30 protein-coding genes and 2 tRNA genes are annotated in these 23,637 nt (G+C 68.0%); 16 read left to right on the forward strand and 16 right to left on the reverse strand.

What is annotated here, in order from left to right; all coding sequences use genetic code 11:
* From rpmC to P1Y20_RS01650, 9 genes are read right to left on the reverse strand one after another with little or no spacing between them, the layout of a single operon-like run.
* Complete coding sequence (gene rpmC / locus P1Y20_RS01610; protein ID WP_304446910.1) at positions 1 to 222, reverse strand: 50S ribosomal protein L29; 222 nt, start codon at positions 220 to 222, stop codon at positions 1 to 3.
* Complete coding sequence (locus P1Y20_RS01615; protein ID WP_304446911.1) at positions 222 to 1,256, reverse strand: 30S ribosomal protein S3; 1,035 nt, start codon at positions 1,254 to 1,256, stop codon at positions 222 to 224. Before P1Y20_RS01615 ends, rpmC begins: the two co-directional genes overlap by 1 nt.
* The gene (locus P1Y20_RS01620) at positions 1,256 to 1,717 is read right to left on the reverse strand and encodes a 50S ribosomal protein L22 (RefSeq protein WP_304446912.1); all 462 of its coding nucleotides are present in this window, start codon (positions 1,715 to 1,717) and stop codon (positions 1,256 to 1,258) included. Before P1Y20_RS01620 ends, P1Y20_RS01615 begins: the two co-directional genes overlap by 1 nt.
* Before the next feature lie 7 nt (positions 1,718 to 1,724).
* A complete protein-coding gene (locus tag P1Y20_RS01625) occupies positions 1,725 to 2,153 on the reverse strand; it encodes a 30S ribosomal protein S19 (protein ID WP_304446913.1) in 429 nt (142 codons plus the stop codon).
* The gene (locus P1Y20_RS01630) at positions 2,150 to 2,881 is read right to left on the reverse strand and encodes a 50S ribosomal protein L2 (protein ID WP_304446914.1); all 732 of its coding nucleotides are present in this window, start codon (positions 2,879 to 2,881) and stop codon (positions 2,150 to 2,152) included. The genes P1Y20_RS01625 and P1Y20_RS01630 overlap by 4 nt, the downstream gene beginning before the upstream one ends.
* A gap of 1 nt (position 2,882) precedes the next feature.
* Entirely contained in the window at positions 2,883 to 3,134 is a 252-nt protein-coding gene (locus P1Y20_RS01635; protein WP_304446915.1) for a 50S ribosomal protein L23, read from the reverse strand.
* 58 nt (positions 3,135 to 3,192) lie between these two features.
* Positions 3,193 to 3,939: a 50S ribosomal protein L4 gene (rpl4p, locus tag P1Y20_RS01640; RefSeq protein ID WP_304446916.1), complete on the reverse strand. Its 747-nt coding sequence runs from the start codon at positions 3,937 to 3,939 to the stop codon at positions 3,193 to 3,195.
* Entirely contained in the window at positions 3,936 to 4,943 is a 1,008-nt protein-coding gene (locus P1Y20_RS01645; protein ID WP_304446917.1) for a 50S ribosomal protein L3, read from the reverse strand. Before P1Y20_RS01645 ends, rpl4p begins: the two co-directional genes overlap by 4 nt.
* A gap of 2 nt (positions 4,944 to 4,945) precedes the next feature.
* Positions 4,946 to 5,821, reverse strand: a complete 876-nt coding sequence (locus P1Y20_RS01650; RefSeq protein ID WP_304446918.1) for a putative RNA uridine N3 methyltransferase — start codon at positions 5,819 to 5,821, stop codon at positions 4,946 to 4,948.
* A gap of 214 nt (positions 5,822 to 6,035) precedes the next feature.
* Here P1Y20_RS01650 and P1Y20_RS01655 point away from each other — a divergent pair.
* A tRNA-Gly gene (locus P1Y20_RS01655) sits at positions 6,036 to 6,106 on the forward strand.
* A 341-nt stretch (positions 6,107 to 6,447) separates the two neighbouring features.
* On the opposite strand, the gene P1Y20_RS01660 is transcribed toward P1Y20_RS01655, so the two are convergent.
* Positions 6,448 to 6,783, reverse strand: a complete 336-nt coding sequence (locus P1Y20_RS01660) for a hypothetical protein (RefSeq protein WP_304446919.1) — start codon at positions 6,781 to 6,783, stop codon at positions 6,448 to 6,450.
* 160 nt (positions 6,784 to 6,943) lie between these two features.
* Between P1Y20_RS01660 and P1Y20_RS01665 the strand changes: the two genes are divergently transcribed.
* Positions 6,944 to 7,183, forward strand: coding sequence for a DUF2061 domain-containing protein (locus P1Y20_RS01665; protein WP_304446920.1), 240 nt, complete (start codon positions 6,944 to 6,946; stop codon positions 7,181 to 7,183).
* Between the two features lies 1 nt (position 7,184).
* Here P1Y20_RS01665 and P1Y20_RS01670 read toward each other — a convergent pair whose 3' ends face one another.
* On the reverse strand, positions 7,185 to 8,414 hold the full coding sequence (locus P1Y20_RS01670; RefSeq protein WP_304446921.1) for a sulfatase: 1,230 nt from the start codon (positions 8,412 to 8,414) through the stop codon (positions 7,185 to 7,187).
* Between the two features lie 204 nt (positions 8,415 to 8,618).
* On the opposite strand from P1Y20_RS01670, the gene P1Y20_RS01675 reads away from it, so the two are divergent.
* A complete protein-coding gene (locus tag P1Y20_RS01675; RefSeq protein ID WP_304446922.1) occupies positions 8,619 to 8,888 on the forward strand; it encodes a hypothetical protein in 270 nt (89 codons plus the stop codon).
* Between the two features lie 113 nt (positions 8,889 to 9,001).
* Here the strand turns inward: P1Y20_RS01675 and P1Y20_RS01680 are convergent, their stop codons facing one another.
* Complete coding sequence (locus P1Y20_RS01680) at positions 9,002 to 9,865, reverse strand: alpha/beta fold hydrolase (protein WP_304446923.1); 864 nt, start codon at positions 9,863 to 9,865, stop codon at positions 9,002 to 9,004.
* 74 nt (positions 9,866 to 9,939) lie between these two features.
* On the opposite strand from P1Y20_RS01680, the gene P1Y20_RS01685 reads away from it, so the two are divergent.
* From P1Y20_RS01685 to P1Y20_RS01720, 8 genes are all read left to right on the forward strand, one after another.
* Positions 9,940 to 10,248 (forward strand): MTH1187 family thiamine-binding protein, encoded by a 309-nt coding sequence (locus P1Y20_RS01685; RefSeq protein WP_304446924.1) that lies wholly within the window; start codon positions 9,940 to 9,942, stop codon positions 10,246 to 10,248.
* Positions 10,249 to 10,325: 77 nt separating this feature from the next.
* Positions 10,326 to 11,477 carry a chorismate synthase gene (gene aroC / locus P1Y20_RS01690; protein ID WP_304446925.1) on the forward strand — a complete coding sequence of 384 codons (1,152 nt, stop codon included), beginning with the start codon at positions 10,326 to 10,328 and terminating at the stop codon, positions 11,475 to 11,477.
* A 42-nt stretch (positions 11,478 to 11,519) separates the two neighbouring features.
* Positions 11,520 to 12,125 carry a uracil-DNA glycosylase gene (locus P1Y20_RS01695; protein ID WP_304446926.1) on the forward strand — a complete coding sequence of 202 codons (606 nt, stop codon included), beginning with the start codon at positions 11,520 to 11,522 and terminating at the stop codon, positions 12,123 to 12,125.
* A 69-nt stretch (positions 12,126 to 12,194) separates the two neighbouring features.
* A complete protein-coding gene (locus P1Y20_RS01700; RefSeq protein WP_304446927.1) occupies positions 12,195 to 12,722 on the forward strand; it encodes a hypothetical protein in 528 nt (175 codons plus the stop codon).
* Entirely contained in the window at positions 12,719 to 14,293 is a 1,575-nt protein-coding gene (locus P1Y20_RS01705; RefSeq protein ID WP_304446928.1) for a sodium:solute symporter family transporter, read from the forward strand. Before P1Y20_RS01700 ends, P1Y20_RS01705 begins: the two co-directional genes overlap by 4 nt.
* On the forward strand, positions 14,290 to 14,811 hold the full coding sequence (locus P1Y20_RS01710) for a hypothetical protein (protein ID WP_304446929.1): 522 nt from the start codon (positions 14,290 to 14,292) through the stop codon (positions 14,809 to 14,811). The genes P1Y20_RS01705 and P1Y20_RS01710 overlap by 4 nt, the downstream gene beginning before the upstream one ends.
* A gap of 6 nt (positions 14,812 to 14,817) precedes the next feature.
* Positions 14,818 to 16,488, forward strand: coding sequence for an acetate--CoA ligase (locus tag P1Y20_RS01715; protein WP_304446930.1), 1,671 nt, complete (start codon positions 14,818 to 14,820; stop codon positions 16,486 to 16,488).
* Positions 16,489 to 16,568: 80 nt separating this feature from the next.
* Positions 16,569 to 17,033 carry a GNAT family N-acetyltransferase gene (locus P1Y20_RS01720; protein ID WP_304446931.1) on the forward strand — a complete coding sequence of 155 codons (465 nt, stop codon included), beginning with the start codon at positions 16,569 to 16,571 and terminating at the stop codon, positions 17,031 to 17,033.
* Between the two features lie 27 nt (positions 17,034 to 17,060).
* Here the strand turns inward: P1Y20_RS01720 and P1Y20_RS01725 are convergent, their stop codons facing one another.
* Together P1Y20_RS01725 and P1Y20_RS01730 are read right to left on the reverse strand one after the other, a co-directional pair.
* Positions 17,061 to 17,525: a universal stress protein gene (locus P1Y20_RS01725; protein ID WP_304446932.1), complete on the reverse strand. Its 465-nt coding sequence runs from the start codon at positions 17,523 to 17,525 to the stop codon at positions 17,061 to 17,063.
* Positions 17,526 to 17,616: 91 nt separating this feature from the next.
* On the reverse strand, positions 17,617 to 17,823 hold the full coding sequence (locus P1Y20_RS01730; protein WP_304446933.1) for a hypothetical protein: 207 nt from the start codon (positions 17,821 to 17,823) through the stop codon (positions 17,617 to 17,619).
* Between the two features lie 55 nt (positions 17,824 to 17,878).
* On the opposite strand from P1Y20_RS01730, the gene P1Y20_RS01735 reads away from it, so the two are divergent.
* Together P1Y20_RS01735 and P1Y20_RS01740 are read left to right on the forward strand one after the other, a co-directional pair.
* Positions 17,879 to 18,637 carry a hypothetical protein gene (locus P1Y20_RS01735; RefSeq protein WP_304446934.1) on the forward strand — a complete coding sequence of 253 codons (759 nt, stop codon included), beginning with the start codon at positions 17,879 to 17,881 and terminating at the stop codon, positions 18,635 to 18,637.
* 40 nt (positions 18,638 to 18,677) lie between these two features.
* Positions 18,678 to 18,760, forward strand: a tRNA-Ser gene (locus P1Y20_RS01740).
* Between the two features lie 151 nt (positions 18,761 to 18,911).
* On the opposite strand, the gene P1Y20_RS01745 is transcribed toward P1Y20_RS01740, so the two are convergent.
* Together P1Y20_RS01745 and P1Y20_RS01750 are read right to left on the reverse strand one after the other, a co-directional pair.
* Positions 18,912 to 19,934, reverse strand: a complete 1,023-nt coding sequence (locus tag P1Y20_RS01745; RefSeq protein WP_304446935.1) for a thioredoxin domain-containing protein — start codon at positions 19,932 to 19,934, stop codon at positions 18,912 to 18,914.
* A 1-nt stretch (position 19,935) separates the two neighbouring features.
* Positions 19,936 to 20,796 carry a hypothetical protein gene (locus tag P1Y20_RS01750; protein ID WP_304446936.1) on the reverse strand — a complete coding sequence of 287 codons (861 nt, stop codon included), beginning with the start codon at positions 20,794 to 20,796 and terminating at the stop codon, positions 19,936 to 19,938.
* A 332-nt stretch (positions 20,797 to 21,128) separates the two neighbouring features.
* Here P1Y20_RS01750 and P1Y20_RS01755 point away from each other — a divergent pair, with 332 nt between their 5' ends.
* The 3 genes from P1Y20_RS01755 to P1Y20_RS01765 are packed head-to-tail and all read left to right on the forward strand — an operon-like array spanning position 21,129 to position 23,628.
* Positions 21,129 to 22,148, forward strand: a complete 1,020-nt coding sequence (locus P1Y20_RS01755) for an ABC transporter substrate-binding protein (RefSeq protein WP_304446937.1) — start codon at positions 21,129 to 21,131, stop codon at positions 22,146 to 22,148.
* Complete coding sequence (locus P1Y20_RS01760) at positions 22,145 to 22,864, forward strand: ABC transporter permease (protein ID WP_379736906.1); 720 nt, start codon at positions 22,145 to 22,147, stop codon at positions 22,862 to 22,864. Before P1Y20_RS01755 ends, P1Y20_RS01760 begins: the two co-directional genes overlap by 4 nt.
* Entirely contained in the window at positions 22,861 to 23,628 is a 768-nt protein-coding gene (locus P1Y20_RS01765; RefSeq protein WP_304446939.1) for an ABC transporter ATP-binding protein, read from the forward strand. Before P1Y20_RS01760 ends, P1Y20_RS01765 begins: the two co-directional genes overlap by 4 nt.
* The last annotated feature ends 9 nt before the right edge of the window (positions 23,629 to 23,637 follow it).

Here is a 23,637-nt window from a genome sequence, read left to right on the forward strand (position 1 = left end):
TTACTCGCTCGCTTCGTCTTCGAGGTCGCCTTCCTCGCGCTGCACCGTCTTGATGCGCGCGATGGTGCGACGCAGCTCCTTGATGCGGCCGGGGTCGTCCGGCGCGCCACCCGCCGCCTGCACGGCGCGGGCGTTGAGCAGTTCCGTCTCGAGCTCGTCGAGTTCGACCTGCCGTTCGGCCGGCGTCATGTCGCGGAGCTCTTCGGTGTAGAGGATGGCCATTACTCCTCGACCTCCTCGTCGGATTCGTCTTCCTCGTCAGGGGTGTTGGGCGCGTCGGACGCCTCGTCGGCGCCGCCGGCGCTCTCGTCGTCACCCTCGACGGTCTCCTCGACGTCGACTTCGGCCGTCTCCTCGGCTTCCATCTCATCGAGCAGGTCCTCGGCTTCGGCCTCGACGTCCTCGTCGAGGTCGTCGAGTTCCTCCTCGATGTCGCCCTCCTCGGGCGTGGCGAGTTCCTGCTCCTCGTCGAGGACTTCCTCCTCGACGACCTCCTCCTCGGCGACCGGCGCGCTGCCGTCGTCCGCCTCGGAGTCGTCCTCGGCGTCGGCCTCGACACCGGTCTCGACCGGTTCGCTGGCCTCGCCGGGCTCGGATTCGAGCAGTTCCTCGACGTCGCCCTCGACCTCCTCGGGTTCGAGGACGTACTCGGAGACGTCGATGTCCTCGTGGATCTCGAAGTCGTCGGGGAGTTCGGCCTCCGGCGGGATGATCTTCACCGTCACGCCGATGGTACCGAGCTTCATCACGGCGACGCCGTCGCCGCGGTCCACGATGGACTCGGCGGGTTCGCCGTTGTGCTTGATGTACCCCCGGTTGAACTTCTCGACGCGCGAGCGCGCGCCGGTGACCTTCCCGCTCAGGACGATCTCGGCGCCCAGCGCGCCCGAGTCCATGATGCGGTCGATGGTCGTGTGACCCGCCTTGCGGAAGTACCAACCGCGCTCGAGCGCGTTGGCGAGGCGGTCGGCGACGATCTGGGCGTTCAGGTCCGGTTCGTCCACCTCCTGGACGTCGATCTGCGGGTCGTCGAGGTCGAAGCGACGCTCGAGTTCCGACGTGATCTTCCGGATGTTCTTCCCGCCCTTGCCGATGACCATCCCGGGCTTCTCCGCCCACAGGATGATCTGCGTGCCCATGGGCGTCTTGGCGACTTCCATGCCGCCGTAGCCCGCGCGCGCGAGTTCGTCGCCGAAGAACTCGTCTATCTGCGTGCGCTGGAGGCCGTTCTCGATGAATTCGTGTTCGTCTGCCATTAGTCGTCCACCTCCTCGAGGATGAGTTCGACGTCGACCTGCGGGGTGTTCCACGAGGTCGCGCGACCGAACGCCCGCGGCTTGCGCCCGGGCGACTCGCCGACCTTGTGGGCGGCGACGTGCATGATCTCCATCGTGTCACCGTCGAAGCCCTGGTGGTCCGCGTTGGAGACGGCGTTCTCGAGGAGGTCGAGGAACGCCTCCGTGGCCTTCTGGGGGTAGCGACCCGCGTCCCACCCGGAGATGTCCTTTCGGTGACCGACGCCGGAGTTGTGGGACTTGAACGGGACGGAGCGCTTCTCGTCGAGCACGTCCTGCAGGTACGCCTGCGCGTCGCCGGCGGTCATGCCCTTGATCGCGCGGGCGATCTCCTTGCTGTGCTTGTGGCTCATGTGACGCTCTCGGAGCATGGCTTTCGCCGTGGTCTCCGGGTCCGCGTCGACACTGTAGCTGATTCCCATGGTTCGTTTACTTCAGGGGGACGAACTTCGACGAGCGCGTCGCCCCGATGCCCGCCTGGCCGTGTTCGACCGACGTGCGCGTGAGGACGAACTCGCCCAGGTAGTGCCCGAGCATCTCGGGCTCTACCAGGACGCGCTCGAACTCCTGGCCGCTGTAGACGGCGAACGTCTTGCCGACGAACGCCGGGACGATCGGCATGTCCCGCTGGTGCGTCCGAATCGGGTTGTTCGCCGACTCGTCGTCGTCGCGCTTGTCGGCCTTCTCGAGCAGTTTCTCCTGCTCCGAGGTCAGGCCGCGTTCGATGCTTCGCCGCATGCGTGCGGGGAGCAGTTCCGCGAACTCCGAGAGGGTCATCCCCCGGAGTTCCTCGACCGTGTGGCCGCGGTACGTGAACTCCTCGTCCTTGTCGCGACCGATCTGGTAGTCTGAGCTCATTTGTTCCCTCGGTTACCGCCGCGGCCGGTCTTCCGGCTGGCGATGTCACCGACCTTGCGGCCGGGCGGCGCGTGCCGCGAGACGCTCTTGGGGCGGCCGGGGTGCTGGCGGCCGCCGCCACCGAACGGGTGGTCGACGGCGTTCATCGCCACACCACGGACGCGCGGCCACTTCGTCCCGCGGGCGCGCATCTTGTGGTACTTGTTCCCGGCCTTCACGAACGGCTTCTCCGTCCGCCCGCCACCGGCGACCACGCCGATGGTGGCGCGGCAGTCTGGCGAGAGGCGGCGGATCTCGCCACTCGGCAGCTGGACGACGGCCGCCTTCCGGTCGTGGGTCAGCAGCGTCGCGTTCACGCCCGACGAGCGGGCGAACTTGCCGCCGTCGCCGGCCTGCCGTTCGACGTTGCAGACCGGGACGCCCTCGGGAATCTCCCGCAGCGGGAGCGTGTTGCCGGGGGCGATCTCGGCGCTGACGCCGACCTGAATCTCGTCGCCGACGGCGACGCCCTCGGGCGCGAGCACGAGGCGCTGGTCGCCGTCCTCGAACTCGACGGCCGCGACGGGCGCCGAGCGGGCGGGGTCGTGTTCGATGTCGACGACCTCGCCGCGGACGACGTCGCCGTCCTCGACGGCGCGGTGGTCGAGCTTCGCCTTGTAGCGGTGCGACGGCGCGCGGAACGTCGGCGTGCCGCGCCCGCGTCGCTGCCCCTGAATCCTGCGTCCCATCTCAGAACACCCCGATACGGGAGGCGACCTCCTGTGCGTCGTCGTCCTCGGACAGACGCACGGTGGCCTTCTTGTTTCCGTCGGGCGTTATCTGCGTGTTGACGTCGTCGATGGCGATGTCGAACTGCTCTTCGAGCGCCGACTTGATCTCGGGCTTCGAGGCGTCCGCGTCGACGACGAACTCCAGTTTGTTCTGGAAGTCCATCTCGTTCATCGCCTTCTCCGTGACGTTCGGGTACTTGATTACGCTCATCGGTTCTCACCTCTGGTGAAAGCGATGAGTAGGGAGCGCGCGGAGCGTGCTCGCGTACTCATCTGTCTGCGACCTCCTCGATAGCGCTCTCGGTGAAGACGGTGAGCCGACCGGCGTGTGTGCCGGGGGCGAGGTCCTCCGCGTTGACCTCGCGGGCGGTGGCCACGTCGGCCCCTGCGAGGTTGCGGGCGGCCTTCGAGGGCTCGCCGGCGGTCACGAAGAGGACCGACTTCGGGCGCTTGTACTTGCGCCCGCGGGTCGTCCCGCGACCGCCGCGGACCGTCTTGCCCGCGTCCGCTCGCTCGATGTCGTCGGCGACGCCGAGCGCCTCCAGCACGTCGACGACCTCCTTCGTCTTCACGAGGTCCTCGAAGTCGTCGCTGACGACGAGGGGCAGGTCGACGCCGTCGTCGAACCGGTGGCCCCGTTCGCGGACGAGGTCCGCGTCCGTCGTGGCGGCGAGCGCCGAGCGGGTGGCGAGCTTGCGCTCCTTCTTGTTTATCTTCTCACCGCGGTCCTTCTCGGCCTTCGGCGGGTGCGCGCGGCGCCCGCTGACGGCCTGGGGAACGCGGCGTCCGACGCCGTTCTGTCGCGGCACGTGGGCCATGCCGCGCCCGGAGCCGAACGACTCCGCCGGGGTTCGCATCCCGGCGTACTCGTCGGCGCCGTAGTCCTGGGTTCGGTTCGCCTGGGCGGCGCGAACGGCCCGACCGATGAGGTCGGGTCGGTAGGGGGTCTCGAAGACCTCCGGCAGGTCGAGTTCCCCCGCGTCCCCGCCGTCCAGGTCGCGTACTGTGGCCTTCATCCTTGGTTAGACTTGGTAGAGACGTACCGCACCTCGGGGTCGAGGCGGGGTTTCTCGCTCGGTCGGACGGCGGGTCGGAAGCGCAGGACGCGCTTCTTCGGACCGGGAAGCGACCCCTTGACGAGCATGTACTCGCCGCCGACGTCGCCGTAGTTGACGAAGCCGCCGTCGGGCGTCACCTCCTCGTCGCCGAGGGCGAGGATGCGTTTGTTCAGTTCGGTGCGCTGGTGGTAGCCGGTCTGCCCCTGCTGGGGGACCGTCGAGCGCACGCGCGAGGGGTTCCACGGGCCGAGGTTACCGATGCGGCGCCGCCAGCCCTGACGGGCGTGCTTCCCCTTGCGCTTCTGGACGCCCCAGCGCTTGACGGGACCCTGCGTCCCCTTGCCCTGGGTAATCCCTGCGACGTCGGCGAACTCGCCCGCCCGGAACACGTCCGAGGCGCTGTGTTCGCCACCCTCGCCGACGAGGTCGAGCGCGAACTCGACGCGGTCTTCGAGGCTGCCGCCGCCGACGCGCGTCTCCATCACGTCGGGTTTCTTCTTCGGGAGGCCCGGGAGCGCGCCCGGCGTCGTGTGCGTGATGACGCGCACGTCGCCGAGGTCGCCGGACTCCAGGGCGTCACGAACGAGCTGTTCCTGGCCGTCGCCCTGCTCGGGGAGGTCGATGGCCCGGCCGAGGTCCTCGTGGAACTCGTCGGTCCAGACTTCGGTGAGCGGGCGGAGGCCGTATGCGGTGTCTTCGTAGGCTCGGACCGCGACCGCGTGCATGGGCGGGGTTTCGACGACCGTGACAGGAACGGTCTCCTCCATCCCCTCCCGCGGCGAGTTGGGCTCGTCGTTGACGAGCACGACGTGGGACATCCCGGCCTTGTAGCCGGCGAAGCCCTGGAGCCCGGGCTGGCCGTCGTCGTCGGGCCAGGTGCTGATACGGGGCACCTCGCTCGACGCACGGACGCGTGGGCTGAAGCCCATCGAGCCTTTTCGTGGTCTGCTTGGTTGTGGCATTGTTATTCGAGGTTGAGGCAGGCGAGCGTCGCGAACATCGCTTCCTCCGTTCGGACGACGTCGCTGCCCTGATGCGGAACCGTATTGAGCCAGAGGTCGAACCGGTCGTGGGCGTCCGGTTCGGCGGACCGCGAGTCGCCGTCTGTGACGGCGTCGATGTCGTCGCGGGGGTCGGGCCGCGGGGGCTCGACCCCCAGTATCTCCGGGAGGCCACGTTCCGGTGCCCCGAACACCACGGTGTACCCGTCACGTACGCGCGGGGCGAGTTCGCCCAGTCGCGCGACGCTCAGTTCCTCACCGTGGCGCGACGCGGCGATGCGGACGCCGGCGTCGGGGCGCGAGAGCGCCGTATCGAGCTCCGTCGCCTCGACCGCCAGCCCCGGAAGTGGGGCGTCGACGATGCGAGCGCGGAGTGGCCGTCGCGAAGAGACCCTGATGGTTACGCGTTCCCCCTGTTCGACCGCCGTCTCCGGCGGTACGACCAGCGAGAGTGGGTGTTGCATACCGCAATTGACCCGAACGCGCCCGTCAGATCCGACCTCGGTCACGATTCCCTGTCTTAACGACCCCGAATCGTCGGATCCGGAGCCGGTCTGTGTCACGGCGCGGAGCGGCGGCAGCACGCCGACGTACTCCAGTTCGTCGCGCCGCCCCCAGGCCTCCTTTCGGAGGTAGGGTGGTGTGGCCGCGTAGGCCAGCACGGTGCGGACGAACCCGCCACCCCATCGGCGCTCCCCCGAACGGTCGGGGTAGACGACGAGGCGGTCGGTCCGGAAGACCGTCGCCGCGCGGGCGACGTATCCCAGCTTACGGGTCGCTTCCCGTTTGTCGCGGGATTCCCGGACGAGCGAAGACGGCACGAGTACGGTACGTGTCATGCCGGTACGCTTCCTCGCTGTGCACGAGACTGTGCCGGTCGTACCCAGCCGAGTCCTAAAAGGGTAGCGTTTCCCCACAGCCCTGAGACCGCCTCTCATGACCGTTTTCGGTGCAGCAGCGTCTCACGGCTGAGAGTCACACACCCCGAGGGACTCCGGTACGTTTTTATCCGTCCCCTGCCCACGATTGGTTGCAGTCGAAGCACCACACCACGCGCTGATAGTGTAGTGGTATCACGTGACCTTGCCATGGTCACAACCTGGGTTCAAATCCCAGTCAGCGCACTCCTCTCGAATCCACTCGCGCGGAGTTTCATCTCCGCGCATCTCTCGGATTCGAGTGCAGTCGATACGGCGGGATTTGAATTAGGGAGTGAAGCGAACACCGCGAGCGGAACGACCGGGGTTCAAATCCCAGTCAGCGCACTTCTGTGATTTCCACCGACACGGAGTCCCGTCTCCGCGTCACCTCTCGGAAATCACTATCTGCGGGACGAAGAGATTTGAATCAGGGAGCGACGCGAACGAAGTGAGCAGAGCGACCGGGGTCCACATCCCAGTCAGCGCACTCCTCTCGAATCCACTCGCGCGGAGTTTCATCTCCGCCCACACGCTCCGGCGACGATTCAGACGCCCTCGTCCCCCCTCCTCGTCGTTACCACCCGATACCCCTGTGGGACGCCGATGCCGACCAGCAAGAGCGCGACGAATCCGTACGGACTCGGGACGAACGCGGCCAGCGGGACCGCGAACAGCCCCGCGACGACGGTGGCGCGGTCGGTCCGCGAGAGCCGGTCCGTTCCACCCACGGACCCGAGGAGTTGATACGCGAGCGGGAGGCAGAGGCCGAGCGGGAGCGCGAGCAGCGCGACGTTCCCCTCGGTCACACCGATGGCGAGGAAGGCGGCGAGGCCGCCCACCGGGAGCGCGAGGAGGTACGCGAGGTCGCGGTGCGAGAACACGAGTCGGAGTCCGTCTCACCGGACAAGTACGTTCCGGGGCGTGCCTCCCGACGGTTCCGTCTCCGCCGTCGCCGAGCGCGACGAAACCATTGATAGTTTCTAATCGGCAAGGAAGTAGCCATATATGATTACTTTTGCGGCTGGTCCACCAACAGTGGACATGGTCGGAGTCGGTTCGCTCACGCGGCGGCCGCTGCAGGCGCGAGAGCGCGCACTGCTGAAGACGGCGCTGTACAGGGTGGTGATGGTGGTCGTCTCGGTGGCGGTGGCGTGGCTCGTCGTCGGGGACGTGAGCGACGCGCTCAGCATCGGCCTCGCGACGAACGTCGTGAAGACGGCGACGTACTACTGCTACGAACGGGCCTGGGACCACGTGTCGTGGGGGGTCGCCACGGACTGACTCACACTCGCCCGGTCCCGGCGACCGACTCGGCAGCGTCCGTCAGTCGCCGGCGCTCCGCGTCGTCGGCCGCCCAGTCGTCGACGAGGGCGCGACAGAGGTCGAGCAGTTCCGGACTGTCGATGGGCGTCCGGTCGTCGTCGGGGCTGACGAGGCGTTCCTCGACGGGGCTCCGGACGTACTTCCAGTCGCGGCCGCGGAGGACGCGCTGGGGGTGGTTCGTCCGTGCGCGAGCGTAGGGGGCGTCGTGCTCGCTCGCGGGGTCGGCGTCCGGGTCGGTGGCGAGACGCGTGAGGAGGTCCGGCATGTCGAACAGCGAGAAGGGTGCCTCGACCCGGCCGGTCGGGCCGTTGGCGACGACGAGGGGGACGTGCGCGATGGACTCGGGCAGGCCGTAGCCGTGGCCGTACCGGCCCTGCTCGCCGAAGGCCTCGCCGTGGTCGGCGTGGACGACCAGCAGGTCGTCGTCGACGTCGCCGGCGAGGCGGTCGAGGAAGGCGTCGGTGTAGCGGACGGTGTCGTCGTAGGCGGTCACGAGCGCGTCGTGGACCCGCGAGTCGGGGTCGATGTCGCGGCCGGCGTAGAGCCACGCGTTGGCGGCGTAGGTGCGCGCGAGCGACTGACTCCGGTACGCCTTCGGCGGGAGGTAGGGCATGTGCGGGTCGACGAGGAAGAGCCACAGGAAGTACGGTTCGGGGGCGTTCGCAAGCCACTCGCGGATGTCGTCGTAGAACGCCTCCCAGGCCATGAACATGTCCTGGCCCTGCCACCAGTTGAGCGCCTGGACGAGGACGGCCGCGACGGCGTTGCGCGGCGCGCCGTCCCGGATGAACGACTCGCTGGCGTCGTCGGACATGAAGTCCTCGAAGTGGTCGAACCCCTCGTCGAAGTCGAAGTAGCGGGAGGTCCACGGGTTGGCCGTGAACGCGGCCGTCGTGTACCCGCGCCGCGAGAGCCGCTGGGCGAGAGTCTCGCGCGCCCGAACGTGCGCGCGGAGCGAGTCGACGCGCGAGTCGGCGCTCGACCGGTCGAGCGGGTAGCTTCCCGTCAGGAAGGAGTAGGCGGACCCGTTGGTCGCGGCCGCGGGGGCGACGGCCCGCTCGAAGGTCAACCCCTCGCGCGCGAGGCGGGCGAGGGCGGGCATCGTCGTCCCGTCGTCGCCGCGAAGCCCGCAGCGGTCGGCGCGGAGGCTGTCTATCGTCACCAGGACGAGGTTACGCGCGTCACTCATGCCCCGGCGTACCCCCGTCGAGCGCTTCGTTAGTCGTATCGTTATCCTGACGGTCACGTTTCGATAGAACGTATTCGACCGACGGGAGGCGAATCCGGTCGCGACCTCGCACGGACCGCGACCGGGCCGCCGTCGTGACCGTCCCACGTTCGAGATGGATAACTGACATATAACAATGCGTCTCCCCCCGGAAGCCGGCCGTACATGAGCCACTCGCGCGACGTCATCGACGAGCAAACTGGCGAGGGGGTCGGCCCGGAGAGCGACGGTCGAACGGTGACACTGCCCACCGACCTCTACGACCGGGTCGACCGGCGCGTCCCCGGGACGGAGTTCGAGACGGTCGACGCCTACGTCCGGTACGTGATGGAGGAGGTGTTGCTCCACGTCGAACGGGAAGGCGACCTCGCCCCCCGCGTCGACGAGGCCGAGGTCCGCAGTCGCCTCCGCTCGCTCGGCTACCTCGACGAGTAGTCGGCCGACGGGCCCGGTCGTCCCACGTCGGGTGGACGTCCGACGTTCGTTCCCGCTCGGGTTTCCGGTTCTCTTTTCGCCGCCGCGAGACGCCGTCGCGCGCGACGCCCGGGTTACACCCGACCGTCGCACCAGTCGACGGCCGCCTCGGAGACCACCGCCGGCCGCTCCCGGTGCAGGAAGTGTCCCGCGTCCCGGACGCGCAGGACGCGGCAGTCACCGGCGAACGCCTCGTCGGCGTCCGCGAACAGTTCCGGACCGATGCAGCCGTCGTCGGCCCCCGCGAGGAGGAGCGCGCTCGTCTCGAGCGGTCGCGGTTCGCGGGTCGCCTCCCGCGTCGCGAGGTCGCGTGCGAACTGCCGGTAGTACGCGAGGGCGGCGCTCGTGGTCTCCGGCGCGTTGAGGGTGTTCTTCACCGTCTCGATGCGCTCCTCGGGGTAGTCCCAGCCGGGACTCCACGTCGACCAGAGGAACTCGACGAGCGCGAAGTCGCCGGCGCGGAGGAGCCGTTCGGCCCCCGGGAGCTGGAAGGCAGCCATGTACCAGCTCCGGAGCCACTGGCGGGGGTCGCGCCGTGCGACGGTCACGAAGTGCGGGGGGACCGCCATCCCGACGAGCGTGGCGAACGCATCCGGGTCGATGCGGGCGGCGACGTAGCCGGCGACGGCGCCCCAGTCGTGGCCGACGAGCACTGCGCGCCCGTCGCCGAGTTCGCCCGCGAGCGCGACGGCGTCGCGCCCGAGCGCCCCCGCCGAGTAGTCGCCGTCGGTCGCCAGGCCGGTCGGCGCGTACCCGCGCATGTAGGGCGCGACGGCGTGGTAGCCCGCGTCGGCGAAGGCGTCCAGTAACGGTTCCATCGTCGTCGCGTCGTCCGGGAAGCCGTGGAGACAGAGCGCGAGTGGGCCGTCGGGGTCGCCCGCCTGGAGGTACTCGAACGCGACGCCGTTGGCGGTGACGCGCCCTCGGTCGAAGCTCATGGCGGCGTGACAGCCCGCACGCCCATAAGGTCCACCGCCACGCTTTACCCCGTTCCGTGTGAACGGTTCACGCCATGACCGTCATCGCACTGTTGAGCGTCGCACCGGTGAAGGAGGGGAGCATGGGCGAGGACGTGGCGGCGGCCGTCGCCGCGCTCGACGACTTCGACGTGGCGTACGAGACGAACCCGATGGGGACCGTCGTCGAGGCCGCGTCGATAGACGAACTGCTCGACGCGGTGAAGGCCGCCCACACCGCCGTCGACGCCGACCGGGTGAGCACGGTCCTCAAGATAGACGACAAGCGCGCGAGCGACGAGCGCGCCAGCGAGAAGGTGGCGGCCGTCGAGGAGCACCTCGGTCGCCCCGCGCGGGGCGAGTAGGTCGCGGGCGACCGGCGGGCACCGGACGCCGTTGCGTCTTCTGCAAACGCTAAATGCGAGCGTCCCAACCCGGAGGCATGAACGGCAACCAGTTCGGTCGGCTCTTTCGCGTCACCACGTACGGGGAGAGCCACGGCGACGCGATGGGGGTCACCGTCTCGGGGTGTCCCGCCGGCCTCGAACTCGCCGTCGAGGACGTCCAGCGCGAACTCGACCGCCGCAAGCCCGGCCAGTCGATGATAACGACGAGCCGCGACGAACCCGACGCCGTCGAGATTCACTCGGGGATTCAGGACGGCTACACCACGGGCACGCCCATCGGGATGGTCATCCAGAACAAGGACGCCCGCTCCGGCAAGTACGAACCCTTCGTGACGGCCCCGCGACCGAGCCACGGCGACTTCACCTACTCGGCGAAGTTCGGGACGCGCAACTGGGGCGGCGGCGGTCGCTCCAGCGCCCGCGAGACGGTCAACTGGGTCGCCGCCGGCGCTATCGCCGGGAAGGTCCTCGACCACTTCGACGTGGAGGTGAAAGCCCACGTCAACCAGATCGGCGACGTGCGCGCCCCCGAGGTGAGCTTCGAGGAGATGCTCGAACACACGGAGGAGAACCCCGTCCGGTGTGCCGACCCCGACACCGCCGAGGAGATGCTCGACGTCATCGACCGCTACCAGAACGAGGGCGACTCCATCGGCGGGTCCATCTACTTCGAGACGCGCGGCGTCCCTCGCGGCCTCGGTGCCCCGCGCTTCGACTCGTTCTCCGCCCGTCTCGGGCAAGCGATGATGGCCATCCCCGCCACCACCGCCTTCGAGTTCGGTCTCGGACGGGAGGCACGTTCGGTGTCCGGCTACGACCGAAACGAGGACTGGACGTTCGGCGACGACGGTGAGCCGGTCCCCGTCGGGAACGACCACGGCGGCATCCAGGGCGGTATCACCACCGGCGAACCCGTCTACGGCGAGGTGACCTGGCACGCGCCGACGTCCATCCCGAAGGAACAGACGACCGTCGACTGGGAGACCGGCGAGGAGAAGCGGGTGCAGGTCATCGGCCGGCACGACCCCGTCCTCCCGCCGCGGGCGGTACCGGTCGTCGAGGCGATGCTCAACCTGACCGTCCTCGACTTCATGCTGCTCGGCGGGCGCGTCAACCCCGACCGACTGGACGCCGCGCCGGGCGAGTACGACACCGACTACCACCCGAGCAGTCCCGACGACGAGTAGCCGGACGCCGGCTTTACCCCCTTCCCGCCCGACTTCCCGTCGATGGACGCCAACCAGGACACCCTCTTCAACCCGTTCGGGATGGACGAGGCGTGCACGAACTGCGGGCTGTGCGAGACGCGCGAGCGGGTCGTCCACGGGTACGGTCCCGTGGACGCGGAGTTCCTCGTCGTCGGCGAGAACCCCGACGCGGCGGCCGACGCTTCGGGGGTACCCTTCGAGGGGACGGCGGTCCTCGACGTCCTCGAACGGGTCGGCTTCGTCGACCGGTCGGGGGACGAGGTCGTCCCCGAAAACGCCTTCCTCACCTACCTCACGCGCTGTCGGCATCCCGAGCGCGGGCCGACCGACGAGGAGGTGCTGGCCTGCGACGGCTACCTCACCGCGGAGATACGGATGATAAACCCCGAGATACTCGTGCCCGTCGGCGAACGGGTCTGCCGGGCGCTGGCGACGGAGTACACGACGCGACGGCCGGAGGACTTCGACATCGAGACGGACCACGCCACCACCGTCCGGGGCCGGGGGTTCGAACTCGTCCCGATGCACCCCGACCCGACGCCGGACCAGCAGACGGCGTTCGTCGACCACCTCGGCGCGCTCCTCGACCGGGATTACCGTCAGACGAAGGGGAGGCGCGGGCGATAGCCCCGTTCGGGCGGCGCGGTTCACATGTTAACCTCGGCCATTATGGGGGTCCGACCGCCCTGTTAGGTCATGCCACGGAACCGGTACATGGTCGGATTGGGGCTCCTCACGGTGGCGTTGCTCGTCGCCGCCGTCGCGGGCCAGTATCAGGTGTTCTCGTACCTCGCCGCGCTCCTCATCGTCGGCGTCGTCGGGGCGTCGTCGATAGAGCGCGGGCGACGCGAACTGGACTTGCACCCCTACACGGGGTTACTGGGCGGTCTCCTCCTCCTGTTCCTGATAGGGCTGACCGGTATCTGGCTGCTCTGGACGCCGGGACAGACGGAGTACACCTACGTCCTCGGGGTGCCGCGGTCGACGCTGTTCTACCTCGTGTTCATCTGGGTGCTCCCGCTGCTCGGCGCCGTCTACTACGCCGTGCTGTTCCCCGTCGTCGGGGGCGACGAGGTCGTCTCGGACATCATGACCGAGGTGCGCTCGCACCAGTCGCGCGAGGAGTTCCCCCTCGCGCCGGAGCGCGCGACGGTCGACGCCGGGGGCGCAGGTCCCGGCGGCGCGGAGGGCGCCGGCCGGACCGACGGGGGTGACCGCGAATGACGCTACCGCTCGCCCCGCTACAGGAGATTCCCATCGCCGACAGCCCGTACGTGCTCATCTTCGGGTCGGCGTACATGCTGCTGGTGCTCGCCATCGGGGTGTGGGGCTACCTCCAGACCGAGAGCACGAGCGACTTCCTCATCACCGGCAAGTCCATCGGGACGTGGGTGCTCGCGCTGACGGCGTTCTCCGTCATCCAGTCCGGGTTCGGCTTCGTCGGCGGCCCGGAGTTGATATACGCCGGCGGGACGACCGCGCTGTGGATCTTCTTCAGCGCCCCCATCGGCTTCCTGCTGACGTGGGTGGTCCTCGCCAAGCGCATGCGCATCCTCGCGGACGTCCGCGACGTGTTGACGCTCGCCGACGGGATGTACGTCCGCTACGAGAGCGACACCGTCCGCGGGTTGACGGGCATCGCGGTCATCGTGGGCGTCATCGCCTACCTCGCGACGAACCTCGCGGCGCTCCAGTACGTCATGCGCGCCATCTTCGGCATCGACGTGACGACGGGCCTGTTCGCGGGCGCGGTCATCCTGCTGTTCTACAGCATGCTCGGCGGGATGATAGCCGGCGTCTGGACGGACTTCGTCCAGGCCATCACGATGATCGTCGGTGCGGTGTTCGTCTTCTACTTCGCCATCGACTTCGGCGGCGGGATGGAGAACATCTCGCGGAACCTCGCCACGGCCGACCCGGCGCTCGTCTCGCCGTTCGGCGCGCTCGGCGACACCGCCTCGCTCGCCATCTTCAGCGCGCTCGGCTGGTGGATACTGTTCTCGGTCGGTTCGGCCGGCCAGCCCCACCTCATCACGAAGTTCTACATGAGCCGGAACCTGAAGATTCTGCGCTGGGGCGCGCCCATCGCGGCCATCTCCTACGCGGTGTCCAGCCTCCTCGCGTTCTCGACGGGCCTCTCGATGCGCTCGATGGTCGAGGCGGGTAACATCGCCGAACCCGCGAGCGCGTCCATCGTCGGTCCGCTGTTCGTCCTCGAACAGACGCCCGGTATCGTCGCGGGGCTCATCCTCGCGGCGCTGCTCGCGGCCATCATGTCCACGAGCGACTCGTTCCTCAACATCGGCGCCGCCGCCGTCTCCCGCGACCTGCCGCGGGCGTTCGGGACGCGTATCCAGGACGACCGGGTCGAACTCCGCGTCACCCAGGCCGCGCTCGTCGGACTCACGGTCCTCTCGACGGTGGTCGTGTTCTACTCCACCGAACTCGTCGGCATCCTCGGGACCATCGGCTGGGGCTTCTTCGCGGCCGCCATCTTCCCCATCGCCGCCCTCGGGTTGAACTGGAAGGGCGCGACGCGGTGGGGCGCCATCGCCGCCGCCGTCGGCGGCATGGGCGTCAACCTGCTGTTCAGCGCCGCCCCGCGCATCCTCGACCCGCTCGGGTACGTCGGTGCCGCCGAGAGCGTCTCCGGTGCCTACGGTTCGCTGTTCGCCGGCCTCCCCGTCGGCGTCGTCGCGCTGCTGGTCGCCATCGCGCTGTTCGTGTTCGTCTCGCTCGCCACCCAGAGCGATAACCGCGTGCCCGCGGACATCGCGGCGCTCATGGAGCGATGACCCGGGGGCGACCCGCCGAGGAGGGGGCCGGGGAGGGGGCGTCGGGAGCCTCCCCGACCGACCCCGAACCGGACGAACCCCGGGTCGGCTGGTTCACACAGTGGCTCCGCCGCCGCCCGAACTCCTTCGAGTTCTGGGAGGTGCTGGTGACCGACGAGCGCCTCGTCTGGTGTTTCGCCGGCGAGTCGTTCCGGTCGATGCTCCTGCGGGCGGACATGGGCGAGGCGACCCGCGCGTTCCTCGAGGACGCGACGCCCGAGGCGGCGCTCGCACACTCCGAGCGCGGCTTCTCGGTCCCGCTCGCGTCTCTCCGCACGCTCCGCCTCCGTCAGGGGACGCGCACCCGCCGCGCCCGCCTCGTCGTCGAGTGGGAGGCGTCGGGCGAGCGCGTCGCGTGGGAGCTCTCGAACACCGCCGACGGCGACGAACAGGCCGACCTCCTCGAACGGCTCGCGAATCGGGAGTCGTTCTCGCACGTCGACTGCGAGGTCGAGACGCCGCGGTTCGCCTTCCTCTGACCTGCCATGCCCTTCCACGTTTCACTCGACTACGACACCTACGACGACGCCCGCGACTCGTTCGCGTGGGACCTGCCCGACGACTACAACGCCGCCCACGACCTGGTGCGGAAACACGAGGACGGGAGTCGAATCGCGCTCTACCAGGGCTACCCGGACGGCCGCCGCGAGACGTACACCTTCGCGGACCTCGACCGCCTGTCGAACCGCCTCGCGCACGGCCTCCGTGACCTGGGCGTCGAGCGCGGCGACCGCGTCGCCGTCGTCCTCTCCCAGCGTCCCGAGAACGTCCTCACGCACCTCGCGTGCTGGAAGCTCGGCGCCGTCTCGCTCCCCCTCTCGGTCCTGTTCGGGGAGGACGCCCTCGCCTACCGCCTCGACGACAGCGGCGCGCGCGTCGTGGTCACGGACCCGAGTCGGATCGACGCCGTGCGCGCGGCCGCGGCCGACTGCGCCTCGCCACCGAGCGTCGTCGAGGCGGACGGCGACGGAGCGGTGGGCGAGGACGTCCGCGCCTTCGACGCGCTCCTCGCCGGACGCCCCGACGAGTTCGACATCGTTCCGACCGATGCAGAGACGCCCGCCATCGTCATGTACACGAGCGGGTCGACCGGGCCGCCGAAGGGCGTCCTCCACGGTCACGGGGTCTGGGCCGGTCACTGCCCCGCGTTCTCGATGTACTTCGAGCGCGACGTGGAGGGGGTCTACTGGACGCCCGCGGACTGGGCGTGGATCGGCGCGCTCGGCGACCTCGTCTTCCCGGCGTGGCACTACGGGCAGGCGGTCGTCGGCTACCCGACCGGGAAGTTCGACCCCGAGACGGCGTTCGAGATACTCGAGGAGTTCGACGTGACCGGCTCGTTCGTCCCGCCGACGGCCATCCGGATGCTGATGGGCGTCGACGCACCCGCCGAACGCTACGACCTCTCGCTGCGGGCCGTCTGCTCGGGGGGCGAACCGCTCACGCCCGAGATTCTGGACTGGGCCGACGAGGAACTCGGAGGGACGGACGACGCCTCGGGCGTCGTCGTGAACGAACTGTACGGCCAGACGGAGGCGAACCTCCTGGTGTGTAACTGCCGGGACTGGTTCCCGGCCCGCCCCGGGAGCATGGGTAAACCCGTCCCCGGTCACGACGTGGCGGTCGTGGACCCGGAGACCGGCGACGTGGTCGAGGCGGGCGAGGTCGGCGAGGTGGCCGTGCGGCGCGCGGGCGACCCGGTCGTCTTCCGGGAGTACTGGAACCTGCCCGAGAAGACCGAGGCCGCGCGGGTCGACGGCTGGCACCTCACGGGGGACCTCGCCTCCCGCGACGACGACGGCTACCTCTGGTTCAAGGCCCGCGACGACGACGTCATCATCACCGCCGGCTACCGCGTCGGCCCCGGCGAGGTCGAGACGGCCCTCCTCGACCACGACGCCGTCGAGCAGGTCGGCGTCGTCGGCGTTCCCGACGAGACGCGCGGGGAGGTCGTCAAGGCGTTCGTCGAGCCGGTCGCGGGGACGACGACCGACGACGCCCTTCGCCGGGAACTCCAGGACCTCGTGCGCGAGCGCCTCGCGAAGTACGAGTACCCCCGCGAACTGGAGTTCGTCGAGGACCTCCCGCAGACGACGACCGGGAAGATACAGCGCCGAAAGCTCCGCGAGCGCGAGGCTGCGGACGACACATCCTGAACGCACGTCGGTCGTCCGGGGTGTGTGACGACCTCACCCGGTGGCAGTAGTCTGAAGCCCCGCGAGCGAAACCTCGGGGCATGGACCTCGTCGAGGCCGGACCGGCCGACGTCGAGACGCTCGTCGACCTGTGGTTCTCGCTGGCGACGGAGATGGAGCGGTACTCGCGGTTCAACGAACTCTCCTACTCGAGTCGGGACGACGTCTCGGGTGACGGGTTCAGAGAACTCCTCGCGAGCGAGGACGTGAGGGTGGTGCTGATTCGGGACGAGGCGACCGTCGGCTACCTCGTCCTCAGGGAGGGGACTCACCCGTCGCGGACGTGCGCCGAGTACGTTCGGCTCGTCGACCTGCTCGTACGGGAGGAGTACCGGGACCGCGGCTACGGCTCGGCGGCGGTCGAGGCGGTGAAAGTGATGGCCAGAGAGGAGGGCTACGACCTCCTGAAGGTCGCCTGCGAGTGGCGCAACGAGGGCGCCAGGCGGTTCTATCGCGGACACGACTTCGAACCGAAACAGGTCGAGTTCGTCCACGACCTGGCGTAGCGGAGCGGCCTCGGCCCGGGGAGGTACTCAGGCGTCGGTCGCTGCCGTCTCGTCGTCGCCCTCGCCCGTGTCCTCCTTCCGGCGAGTGACCAGCACCGAGACGTCCGCGAGTCGGATGACGCGCTCGGTGACGCTCCCCAGGAGGGCACGCCGGACGCCGCGCCGGCCGTGGGTACCGATGACGATGAGGTCGACGTCGTGGTCCGCGGCGTACTCGACGATGACCTCGTGGGGCGAGCCCCGCTCGACGGCGGTGACGATGTCGATGCCGCGCTCGCGGCCGGCCGTCGCCACGTCCTCGGTCGCCCGCTCGCCCGCCGCCCGCAGTTGGTCGAGCAGTCGGCCGGGGTCGAAGTCGTAGGTGTAGACCAGTTCGACGACGTTGAGGGCGTGGACGGTCGCGTCGTACGTCTCCGCGAGGTCGAAGGCCTTCTCGACTGCGCTCTGCGCGCCCGGGCTACCGTCCGTCGGGACGAGTATCGTGTCGTACATCGTTCTCACCGACTAGTACGACGACGAGACGGGCAATAAAACGGCGAGCTGGTTCCATCGAATCGAGAACGACCGGAATTCGCGTCAGTCCTCACCAGTAGGGGTTCTCGCGGGTCGGCGCCGCGCGCCGCCCGACGACGGTGGCGACGAGGACGGCGGCGACGACGAGCGCGAGGACGGCGAGACCGGCGGTGGCGAACTCGCTCGCCGCGAGGCCCGTGAGCGACCAGACGGCGCCGAGGGCGGTCCCGACGACGGCGAGCAGTGCGAGCGACGTGAGCGGACGCGTCCCGTACATGCCCTCCCGGTCCCGACCCACGGACATAAAGTCGCCGGGTGCCCGTGTACGACACGTGACCACCGTCGCCGTCCTCTGTGACCCGCCCCGTCCCGGTCTCGTGTTGCCCTCGCTCGTCGAGAGCTCGCCGCTCACCGAGCAGGAGGTGAGCGACCTCTACGCCGCGATGCTCCGCGACGTCGTCGCCGCCGTCGAGGCGAGCGGTGCGGAGTTGCTCGTCAACTACCGCCCGGACGAGGCGCTCCCCGAGGGAGGCGCGAGCGGGGCGGAGGGGGCGACCGCCGAGGCGGAGGTACGTGCCGTCGTCCGCGACGCCCTGCGCGACCCGGACGCGGCGCGCTTCGAGGTCCAGGTCGGGGAGACGTTCGCCGGTCGGGTCAGGAACACGCTGACACACCTGCTCGACGGCGAGGGCGTCACCACTGCCGCGGCCGTCGAACCGACGGTCCCCCTCCTCCAGCGCTCGCACGTCGACAACGCGGCGATGAAGCTCCGGAGCAGCGCCACCGTCCTCGGCCCTGCGACGGGCGGACGGGTCTACTACGCCGGCTTCGCCGACCCCGTCGACTACGCCGACGCCTACGCGCCGCCGGCCGTCGAGACGCTCACCGACCGGGCGCTCGACGTCGACCACGACGTCGACTACCTCCCGATGCTCCCGGTCGTCGAGACGGGCGCGGACCTCGCCGAGGTGCTGACGCTGCTCCGCGCCCGTCGGCGCGCCGGCCGCCTCGTCCCCGAACACACGACCGGGTGTCTGGACGACCTCGGCCTCGCCGTGGTCGTGGAAGACGGGTTACAACTGACGCGATAACCGACAAGTCTTAAGACGGAGCCATCGAACCCACGTTCGAGGTGGGGTGGCGGAGTGGACTAACGCGCCTGTCTTGAAAACAGGTGGCCTATGGCCTCATGGGTTCGAATCCCATCCCCACCGCTTTCCTCGTACTGGGTGCGCGTCACCACACCTGGGGAACGAGACCGACTTAATCCTATGTGACGGTGGCCCGTGGCCAATCGTAGCTGGGTTGAATATGCGTGGGCTCATGCCCTGCGACCGTCTGGTGCGTCGGTCCTAAATATTGATATCAGGAACGTCTCCAGAAGGTTCCAATGCCGATGTGTTGCCGACTGACCCCTTCTGCTTGTTCGAGAGCAGCGACTGCTTCTTCGAGTGTAGGATGCTCGTAGACCTCCCGGACTTCTGCGGTTGCGACTGGTTGGTGCTCCGCGACGAACTCATCCACCGACCGACGAGCAGTCGCCGCTACACCCCTCGTTGCCAGCAGTACCCGCAATTCGGCGTATCTCAGCGGACCCGTCTTGGGCGCGGGAACGTCTGTCGCCACGTTCGTGACCGGGAGTTCGGGACACGCACCAGTCGGTAGGTCGACATCGTCCATGTCCGCATCGAACTGCTTCACGTCGAGATCCAGGTCCTCTGCAGTGGTCCGGAGAGTCGTCTGATCTGGAGCAATGCCTTCTGCGAAGACGGTTATCCAGGTCCGTCGGAGATACTCATCACCACATCCCTGACGCATTGCTGCAATCCAAGCACGAGTAGCCATCTCCGTCGTCTCAGGGAGATCAGACCAGACAGACGGATCCAATGGCATTCCGTTTCGAGCGGCAGGAGGTTCCTCCGGGATCTCACGGACGGGTGCCGGAACGAACTCGATATCGACCTGCTCATCGTAGTTCTCAGCGACCCGTTTCATCACTGGCTGCATATCGAACGAAACGAAGCTCAGCGGGTCGACGACCTGTGTGATAGTGACGGTGTCGTCCTCTTCCTCGTCGTCTTCGTCCTCGTCGACGTCCTTCTCCGGTTGCTCTCCTTCATCGGACTCGTTGTCATGGAACTCCTCGTCAGGAACTTCATCATTGACGGGATGTTCCTCGTCATGCTCGCCCTGCTCCTGTCCGACGAGCGATGAGCTCCCAGCGATTGCTCCTGCACCGGCTCCGGGCCCAACAGGTCCACTCTGATTCGTCGACACCTCGTCGCTGTCCGAGAACGTAGTGACATCCGTTTGGGCGGGTTCGTCCGTCGGTTCGGGTTGCTCTTCTGTTCGGGACCAGGATGATCCTCGGGTGGAGTTGTTTCCCATGTTAGTAAATCCTCAAGTTGCTCTGTTTCGCTTCGTGGTTCCATTTGAGCGCCTGATCGATTTCAGCGTCCAGCTCGCGATACTGTCTGTAGGAGTATCCGGAGGACGTCTGACATCGTGTGCGCCAGTAGTTTAGCCCAGCAGCCGACGTGACACGGGGCTCGAACTGTCGGAGTTCGTCAGGCGACATCCGACCGATTAGCATCACGTTCTCGGGGTCAACAGTCGTAATGAAGGTCCGTGCCTCCCTTCGGTCTTTGTGGAGCGCATTTCCAGCGTGTCCACCGATAGACTGCCCACAATAGAACGCATAGTCGGTAATCCCGTAGTCCTCTCGAAGTCGGCGATAAGGCTCGAAGTGGTCCGTGGTCCACCCCTTCTGCGTGGGCATAAGACGGATATCGTAGTCGCGATCGTTGATTTCGCGAGAGAGTTCAACGACGTATTCGACATACGCGTCAGCGACTTCAGCGATCGTGAGATCGTCCATATACCCATATGCGAAACTGACATCTGGGACATGAATCGCTGGCTGAATCACTTCGAGGATACGGAGGACCTCGTCCATACTCCGGCCGGTGGTGATCCCGTCTTTCTCCGTTGCTGTTGTTATTGGGATGTGGTAGTCTGTGAGGACCTCTGACCACTCGTTTCGGTTGATAGCCCGCCGGGCATCGTCCAGACTGATGAGCACCGAGCGTGAACAGTGATGGGTCTCGATGAACGCTTCACACTCCACGTCAGGCAACTCAACACGGGGGACTGCACCTACGACCGGTTCGTGTATCAACCGCGACTTTATGGCCTCGTCAAGTGTCTGCTGGCCTCTATCGGTCGCGGCTCTCTGTCGGCGTGAACTCATCCGGTTTGCTCGTTCCCTGTTGGTGTCAAGGGGGAACTATTCCCATCTTAGACGTCTATTAACTTAAGAGTATCGGCGATTTGCCGTTTTAGATTGGCCTAGAACATCTACATCGGGCGTGTTGGACTACTTGGCCAGCAGCTATATCATATACATCCTGTCCAGCAGCAATAACTGCCGTTACCAAATTTATTTATATACTTTTATTTCCCCCTACTGTCTCCCTTCGTTCTCGATGCCCGAGCACCACTAGTGTAACCGTAACCGACCACGCTAGCGTGACCCGTCGCCGCGGCGAAACGTATTTCTATCACCCCTACAACGATGTTCCCATGCAGATACAACGCCGAGCGTTCCTCGCCGCGGCGGCGAGCGGGGCGCTGGCAGGGCTCGCCGGGTGTACGGAACAGCTCGCTGGCGGCAGCGGCGACGGCGCCGACGTGGCCGGCGAGACGCTGACGCTGACGACGACGACCAGCACGTACGACACGGGCCTCCTCGACGAGTTGAACGTCCCGTTCGAGGAGATGTACGGCGTGACCGTCGACTCGGTGTCCCAGGGGACCGGCGAGGCCATCGAGACCGCCAGCAACGGCGATTCTGACGTGGTGATGGTCCACGCGCGTTCCCAGGAGGACGAGTTCATGGAGGAGGGGTACGGCGTCAACCGCCGTGACATCATGTTCAACGACTTCGTCGTCGTCGGTCCCGAGGACGACCCGGCGGGCATCGAGGGGACGGAGTCCGCCGAGGAGGCGTTCGCGACCATCGCCGAGGAGGAGGCGACGTTCGTCTCCCGCGGTGACAACTCCGGGACGCACACCAAGGAACTCGCCATCTGGGAGGAGGCGGGGGTCGACCCGGGCGGCGACTGGTACAACGAGACCGGCCAGGGGATGGGCGAGGTGCTCAACGTCACCAACGAACAGGAGGGCTACACCCTCGCGGACCGGGGGACGTACCTCTCGCAGCGCTCGGAGATCGACCTCGTCATCCTCGTCCAGGGACCGATAGAGGGCGGACCGGAGTTGCTCTCGAACCCCTACGGCATCATGGCGGTGAACCCCGCTGTGCACGACAACGTCAACTACGACCTCGCGATGGCGTACATCGGCTACATCACCAGCCCGGAGGCCCAGCAGCTCATCGAGGACTTCGAGGCCAACGGCGAACAGCTCTTCTTCCCGCGGGCGCTCTCGGAGGAGCCCGACTTCCAGCAGTACGTGCCCGAGGGGTGGAGCAGCGAGTCGGCGAACGGCACCGCGACGAACGGTACCACGAACGGTAGTAATACGACGGGGGGCAACGCGACGGGCGGTAACGCGACGGAGAACAACGCGTCGAGCGAGTGACCGTGTCTCCCGTTGCGAGTCCCGCTCCGCTCGCGTTCGTCGAGTTCCCGTTCGAACCCGTGTACGTCCTGAGCACCATCGAGGTGTCGCTGTACGTGAGCGTCATCGCGGTCCTGTTGAGTTCGCTCGTGAGCCTCCCCGTCGCGCTGGCGCTCGGGTTCACGGAGTTCCCGGGCAAGCGCTTCGCCGTGTCGGTCATCAACACCGGGATGGGCTTCCCGAGCGTCGTCGTCGGCCTCGTCGTGCTGTTCGCCGTCTCGAACCAGGGGCCGCTCGGCGAACTGGACCTGATGTTCACGAAGCGGGCGATGATCATCTCGCAGTTCGTGCTGGCGACGCCCGCCATCACGGCCATCAGCCTCGCGGCCGTCGCCGGCGTCGAGCAGAACGTCCGCGACGCCGCCCGCGTCCTCGGCGGCACCAGGACCGACGTCGCCCTCGTCACCCTCAAGGAGGCGCGGTACGGCATCGCCACCGCCGTCCTCGCCGGGTTCGGCCGGGCGATAAGCGAGGTGGGGTCCGTCCTCATCGTCGGGGGGAACATCGCGGGCGCGGACGGCATCTCGAAGACGCGCACGCTGACGACCGCCATCCAGCTCGAGGCGCGACAGGGGCGCTACGAGACGGCGATGGTGCTCGGTGCCGTCCTCGTCGGCGTCGTGCTGGTGGTGAACGCCATCGTCGTCCGCCTCGGCGACGAGGGGGTGGTGCGGTGACGCTCCGCGCTCGCGACGTCTCGCTCGCCTACGACGGGACGACCGTCCTCGACGGCCTCTCGCTCACCGTCGAGGGGGGCGAGGTGGTCGCGGTCATCGGCCCGTCCGGTGTCGGGAAGACGACGCTGCTGCGACTGTTGGCGCTGTTCGAGCGTCCCGACGACGGGACCGTCGAGTTCGACGGCGTCGACGTCTGGGCCGCCGGCGAGAGCGAGCGCCTCGCGCTCCGTCGACGTATCGGGATGGTGTTCCAGGACGCCGGGCTGTTCGACGCCAGCGTGGCCCGGAACGTCGAGTACGGCCTCCGGATACGGCGCTCGTGGCGCGACCGGGTCGGCGAGGAACTCCGCTCACTCGTCCGGTCGAACGGCCACCCCGCCGCCGTCGAGGAGGCGCTGACGGTCGTCGGGCTCGCCGACAGCCGCGAGCAGACGGCGCGGTCGCTCTCCGGCGGCGAGGCCCAGCGCGTCTCGTTCGCCCGGGCGCTCGCGTACGACCCCGACGTCCTCCTGCTCGACGAACCGACCTCGGACCTCGACCCGCGCAACACCGCCGTCATCGAGGAGGCCATCACCGAGGCGCGCGACCGGGGCATCGGCGTCGTCGTCGCCACCCACGACATGCACCAGGCCCAGCGCGTCGCGGACCGGGTCGCCGTCCTGCTCGACGCCGACGTCAGCGAGTGTGGGCCGACGGAGGCCGTCTTCGAGAACCCGACCGACGCTCGCACCCGAAAGTTCATCTCCGGGGAACTGGTCTACTGAGCGAACCGG

The sequence above is a fragment of the Halomarina ordinaria genome, assembly GCF_030553305.1.
Classification (GTDB): Archaea; Halobacteriota; Halobacteria; order Halobacteriales; family Haloarculaceae; genus Halomarina; species Halomarina ordinaria.

Excerpts from the sequence above, each read along its gene's own strand:
- rpmC (WP_304446910.1), bottom strand. The coding sequence starts at position 222 with ATGGCCATCCTCTACACCGAAGAGCTCCGCGACATGACGCCGGCCGAA.
- P1Y20_RS01615 (WP_304446911.1), bottom strand. The coding sequence starts at position 1,256 with ATGGCAGACGAACACGAATTCATCGAGAACGGCCTCCAGCGCACGCAG.
- P1Y20_RS01620 (WP_304446912.1), bottom strand. The coding sequence starts at position 1,717 with ATGGGAATCAGCTACAGTGTCGACGCGGACCCGGAGACCACGGCGAAA.
- P1Y20_RS01625 (WP_304446913.1), bottom strand. The coding sequence starts at position 2,153 with ATGAGCTCAGACTACCAGATCGGTCGCGACAAGGACGAGGAGTTCACG.
- P1Y20_RS01630 (WP_304446914.1), bottom strand. The coding sequence starts at position 2,881 with ATGGGACGCAGGATTCAGGGGCAGCGACGCGGGCGCGGCACGCCGACG.
- P1Y20_RS01635 (WP_304446915.1), bottom strand. The coding sequence starts at position 3,134 with ATGAGCGTAATCAAGTACCCGAACGTCACGGAGAAGGCGATGAACGAG.
- rpl4p (WP_304446916.1), bottom strand. The coding sequence starts at position 3,939 with ATGAAGGCCACAGTACGCGACCTGGACGGCGGGGACGCGGGGGAACTC.
- P1Y20_RS01645 (WP_304446917.1), bottom strand. The coding sequence starts at position 4,943 with ATGCCACAACCAAGCAGACCACGAAAAGGCTCGATGGGCTTCAGCCCA.
- P1Y20_RS01650 (WP_304446918.1), bottom strand. The coding sequence starts at position 5,821 with ATGACACGTACCGTACTCGTGCCGTCTTCGCTCGTCCGGGAATCCCGC.
- P1Y20_RS01665 (WP_304446920.1), top strand. The coding sequence starts at position 6,944 with ATGGTCGGAGTCGGTTCGCTCACGCGGCGGCCGCTGCAGGCGCGAGAG.
- P1Y20_RS01670 (WP_304446921.1), bottom strand. The coding sequence starts at position 8,414 with ATGAGTGACGCGCGTAACCTCGTCCTGGTGACGATAGACAGCCTCCGC.
- P1Y20_RS01675 (WP_304446922.1), top strand. The coding sequence starts at position 8,619 with ATGAGCCACTCGCGCGACGTCATCGACGAGCAAACTGGCGAGGGGGTC.
- P1Y20_RS01680 (WP_304446923.1), bottom strand. The coding sequence starts at position 9,865 with ATGAGCTTCGACCGAGGGCGCGTCACCGCCAACGGCGTCGCGTTCGAG.
- P1Y20_RS01685 (WP_304446924.1), top strand. The coding sequence starts at position 9,940 with ATGACCGTCATCGCACTGTTGAGCGTCGCACCGGTGAAGGAGGGGAGC.
- aroC (WP_304446925.1), top strand. The coding sequence starts at position 10,326 with ATGAACGGCAACCAGTTCGGTCGGCTCTTTCGCGTCACCACGTACGGG.
- P1Y20_RS01695 (WP_304446926.1), top strand. The coding sequence starts at position 11,520 with ATGGACGCCAACCAGGACACCCTCTTCAACCCGTTCGGGATGGACGAG.
- P1Y20_RS01700 (WP_304446927.1), top strand. The coding sequence starts at position 12,195 with ATGCCACGGAACCGGTACATGGTCGGATTGGGGCTCCTCACGGTGGCG.
- P1Y20_RS01705 (WP_304446928.1), top strand. The coding sequence starts at position 12,719 with ATGACGCTACCGCTCGCCCCGCTACAGGAGATTCCCATCGCCGACAGC.
- P1Y20_RS01710 (WP_304446929.1), top strand. The coding sequence starts at position 14,290 with ATGACCCGGGGGCGACCCGCCGAGGAGGGGGCCGGGGAGGGGGCGTCG.
- P1Y20_RS01715 (WP_304446930.1), top strand. The coding sequence starts at position 14,818 with ATGCCCTTCCACGTTTCACTCGACTACGACACCTACGACGACGCCCGC.
- P1Y20_RS01720 (WP_304446931.1), top strand. The coding sequence starts at position 16,569 with ATGGACCTCGTCGAGGCCGGACCGGCCGACGTCGAGACGCTCGTCGAC.
- P1Y20_RS01725 (WP_304446932.1), bottom strand. The coding sequence starts at position 17,525 with ATGTACGACACGATACTCGTCCCGACGGACGGTAGCCCGGGCGCGCAG.
- P1Y20_RS01730 (WP_304446933.1), bottom strand. The coding sequence starts at position 17,823 with ATGTACGGGACGCGTCCGCTCACGTCGCTCGCACTGCTCGCCGTCGTC.
- P1Y20_RS01745 (WP_304446935.1), bottom strand. The coding sequence starts at position 19,934 with ATGGGAAACAACTCCACCCGAGGATCATCCTGGTCCCGAACAGAAGAG.
- P1Y20_RS01750 (WP_304446936.1), bottom strand. The coding sequence starts at position 20,796 with ATGAGTTCACGCCGACAGAGAGCCGCGACCGATAGAGGCCAGCAGACA.
- P1Y20_RS01755 (WP_304446937.1), top strand. The coding sequence starts at position 21,129 with ATGCAGATACAACGCCGAGCGTTCCTCGCCGCGGCGGCGAGCGGGGCG.